The following is a 3363-nucleotide window of genomic DNA, read 5'->3' as shown; positions in this document are numbered from 1 at the left end:
CTTGCCGGCGATTGGGCTGCGCAGCAGCCCCCGCAAGTCAGGCCACCGGCGCCTGTAGCTTGACCTGATACTGATTGCGCACCGGCGTTGCGTACTGCAACACCAGATACGGCCGCTGCTCCTCAGGGCAAGCGTCCAGGCGGCGCTGCCATTCCTCCTGGGCCTTCGCAAGCTCCGCTGCCGGGAACACCTTCTCGGCACTCGGCACCTGCAGCGCCTCGTCCTTCTCGCTCCACATCGCATAGGCCAGGTAGTGCACCGGGAACAACCGGTAGCCACCCAGGATTTGCCGGTCGATCTCCTGGGCCAGCTGCTTGGTGTCTTCGAAGAAGTCGGTGACGGGCGCGGAGAAGTTGATGTGCACGCGGCCCTTGTAGCCCGTAATGCCCTTGGCGATGCTGTTGTCGTCCTCGCCCGGTGCCTTCTTGTAGGTGCCGGTCGTGGCGCGGATGTACAGCTCGCGCGCCTTGGCCTGGTCGCAAGGGTCGTACTCGTAGCTGATCGACACCGGGATCAGGTTCAGGCTCTGGATCACGGCACCGAACGGCTCGTCCTTGCGGCTCATGTGGAACATCTTGAGGATCGCCGAGTCGGTGCGGTCGTCACCATCCTTGGCCCGCCCTTCGGCCTGGGCGATCCAGATCGAAGTGCCGTCGTTGCGGATCGAATGGTTGATGTAGGCCGACAGCAACTGGTAGGCCGCGAGCTTTTCACGCCGACCGGTAATCGAGCGGTGAACGATGAAACTCTTGTTCAGGCGCATCATGTCGCTGACGAACGGCTTTTGCAGCAAGTTATCGCCGATGGCGATGCGCGGCGTCGGCAGGCCCGCGTGGTACACCGCGTAGTTGACGAAAGCCGGATCCATGACGATGTCGCGGTGATTGGCCAGGAACAGGTAGGCAGTCCCCGACTTGAGCTGTTCGACACCGGAGTAGGTGACGCCGTCCGTGGCGCGCTCGATGGTCTGGTCGACGTAGTACTCGACCTTGTCCTGCAGGGTGGAGACGCAGGTGACACCGGCGAACTCCTTGCGCAGGCGACGGGCGATCAGTGGCTTGAGCAGCCAGCCGAGGGCGCCTGCGGCGCGCGGGAAGCGGAAGTGGGTGAGGATATCGAGGAATGCCGGGTCGCTGAGCAGGCGTGCCAGAACGGCAGGGACCTCAGCGTCGTCGTACGGTCGGATGGCATCGAATTCGCCCATCATGCTCTCTTGTTGGAAACGGCTAGGGTAATAAGGTAGGGGTGGGGCCCGAAAAACGGCTCGGACACACGCAAGCCCTGTAAACAGACCGGCAATTATACGCAAAAGTCACCCCGGAGGCCGCGATGCTCGAACAAGCGTTCTACGATTGCCCCTATTGTGGCGAGGAAGTCGAAACCACTGTGGACCTGTCCGGGGGAGACCAGGAGTACATAGAGGACTGTCAGGTGTGCTGCAAGCCTATTCGCTTCGTGCTGCAGGTGCATGGCGAAGAGTGGATGCTGGACGTCTACGGCGAGAATGACTGATGCAGCGCATCTACGAACCGGAAAACCTGCTGGAGGCTGAAATGCTGGTCGGTATGCTGGCCAGCGAGGGCATCGAGGTGCACCTGGTCGGTCGTGACCTGATCGGCGCTGCGGGTGAGCTGCCGCTGCAGGGCCTGCTTGGACTGGCAGTGCCCGATGAGCAGGCCGGTTACGCGCGGCAGCTGATCGATGCGTACAATGGTGCCCAGCCGCTTGCCGGCGACGAACCGGAGAGTTATCCCGGTACCTTGATCTGCTAGGTTCTGAATTCGCTCATGTGTGGACGCTATGCCCTGTTTCGCTGGCCCCAGGCAATTGCCGGGCTGCCAGGTTTTCCTGTCGGCCAGCCCGCGCAGTGGAACATCTCGCCAGGTGCCTCGGTGCTGATCCAGCGCCAGCTCGACGGCCAGATGCAGCTGGCCAAGGCGCGCTGGGGGCTGACGCCGGCCTGGCTCACCGACCTCTCCCGAACGCCGGCGCACGCCCGGGCCGAAACCTTGGCCGAACAGCCGATGTTCCGCGAAGCATTCCGTCAGCGCCGTTGCCTGATGCCGGCCAATGGTTTCTACGAGTGGCGCGGAACGGTGCGCAAGCGCCCCTATTGGCTGACCCCAGGGGAAGGCTCGACGTTGTGCTTCGCGGCGGTGTGGGAGGCGTATCCGGTGCAGGACCAGGTGTGGCTGAGTTGCGCGGTGGTGACTCAGGCGGCGATGAATCAGCGTCGACCGCTGATCCTCGATGAAGCAGGCCAGGCGGCCTGGCTCGACGCCGAAACCCCTTTGCCGCGGCTACATGAACTGCTGGCCAGTCCTCCGGCCACGCTCCGCGAGCGGGCGCTGGCCAATTTCGTCAATGATCCCGGGCTGGATGCCCCGGAATGCCTGACTCCGGCCTGATGTGAAGGCCGCGCCGGCCCTGGCAAACAATTCTTCCCTGCGGCTATGGCGGCCCCACGCGACTCGGCCTAGGATACTGCCCATGTATCCAGGGAGTGTTTTCATGCGTAAGTCTTTTGTCGTCAGTCTGTTGAGTGCTGGCATCCTGCTAGCCGGCTGCCAGGCGGTGAACACCACCAGCGGCGGTGCTGTCGGCGTCGAGCGCAAACAGTACATGTTCAGCATGCTCTCGACCGATGAGGTCAACCAGATGTACGCCCAGTCGTACCAGCAGACCCTTGGCGAGGCGTCGCAAAAGGGTGTGCTGGACAAATCCAGCGCCGATGCCAAGCGCGTTCAGGTCATCGCTGATCGCTTGATTGCCCAGGCGCCGAAGTTCCGCCCGGATGCCGCGCAGTGGCAATGGGAAGTCAACGTGATCAAGAGTGATGAGCTCAATGCCAACTGCGGCCCGGGCGGCAAGATCATCGTCTACACCGGCCTGATCGATCAGCTCAAGCTGACCGATGCCGAGATCGCCGCCGTGGTCGGTCACGAAATTGCCCACGCCTTGCGCGAGCACAGCCGTGAAGCGATGTCCAAGGCGTATGGCGTGGAAATGGCCCGTCAGGGCGCCGGTGCGCTGTTTGGTCTTGGCCAGAGCAGCATCGCGCTGGCAGACCAGGTGGTGAACTACGCCATGACCCTGCCCAACAGCCGTGCCAACGAGAACGAAGCCGACCTGATCGGCCTGGAGCTGTCGGCGCGTGCGGGCTACGACCCGAATGCCGCGATCACCCTGTGGAACAAGATGAGCAAGGCCTCCGAGGGTGCGCCGCCTGAGTTCATGAGCACTCACCCGGCGTCCGAAAGCCGGATTGCATCGCTGCAGGCTGCGATTCCGAAGGTGATGCCGTTGTACGAAGCGGCCAAGAAGTAAGTGCGCCTGGGGCTGCTTTGCAGCCCATCGCCGGCA

General features: G+C 63.1%; 5 protein-coding genes. 4 read left to right on the top strand and 1 reads right to left on the bottom strand.

All coding sequences use genetic code 11. The features are described 5' to 3' along the window. Nucleotides 1-37 precede the first annotated feature (37 nt). Complete coding sequence (locus PMI38_RS17485; RefSeq protein ID WP_050548623.1) at nucleotides 38-1207, bottom strand: 1-acyl-sn-glycerol-3-phosphate acyltransferase; 1170 nt, start codon at nucleotides 1205-1207, stop codon at nucleotides 38-40. Between the two features lie 122 nt (nucleotides 1208-1329). On the opposite strand from PMI38_RS17485, the gene PMI38_RS17480 reads away from it, so the two are divergent. The 4 genes from PMI38_RS17480 (at nucleotide 1330) to PMI38_RS17465 (ending at nucleotide 3327) form a co-directional block, all read left to right on the top strand. Further along, the gene (locus PMI38_RS17480; protein ID WP_008096588.1) at nucleotides 1330-1512 is read left to right on the top strand and encodes a CPXCG motif-containing cysteine-rich protein; all 183 of its coding nucleotides are present in this window, start codon (nucleotides 1330-1332) and stop codon (nucleotides 1510-1512) included. After that, on the top strand, nucleotides 1512-1772 hold the full coding sequence (locus PMI38_RS17475; protein ID WP_008096586.1) for a putative signal transducing protein: 261 nt from the start codon (nucleotides 1512-1514) through the stop codon (nucleotides 1770-1772). Before PMI38_RS17480 ends, PMI38_RS17475 begins: the two co-directional genes overlap by 1 nt. A gap of 15 nt (nucleotides 1773-1787) precedes the next feature. Next, complete coding sequence (locus PMI38_RS17470; protein ID WP_008096584.1) at nucleotides 1788-2408, top strand: SOS response-associated peptidase; 621 nt, start codon at nucleotides 1788-1790, stop codon at nucleotides 2406-2408. A 103-nt stretch (nucleotides 2409-2511) separates the two neighbouring features. Next, a complete protein-coding gene (locus PMI38_RS17465; RefSeq protein ID WP_008096582.1) occupies nucleotides 2512-3327 on the top strand; it encodes a M48 family metallopeptidase in 816 nt (271 codons plus the stop codon). Nucleotides 3328-3363 lie beyond the last annotated feature (36 nt).

Origin of the sequence: Pseudomonas sp. GM84 (assembly GCF_000282535.1) — a bacterium.
GTDB lineage: Bacteria > Pseudomonadota > Gammaproteobacteria > Pseudomonadales > Pseudomonadaceae > Aquipseudomonas.
Note: the sequence above shows the minus strand (reverse complement) of the source record. Positions and strands in the feature narration are given on the sequence as shown.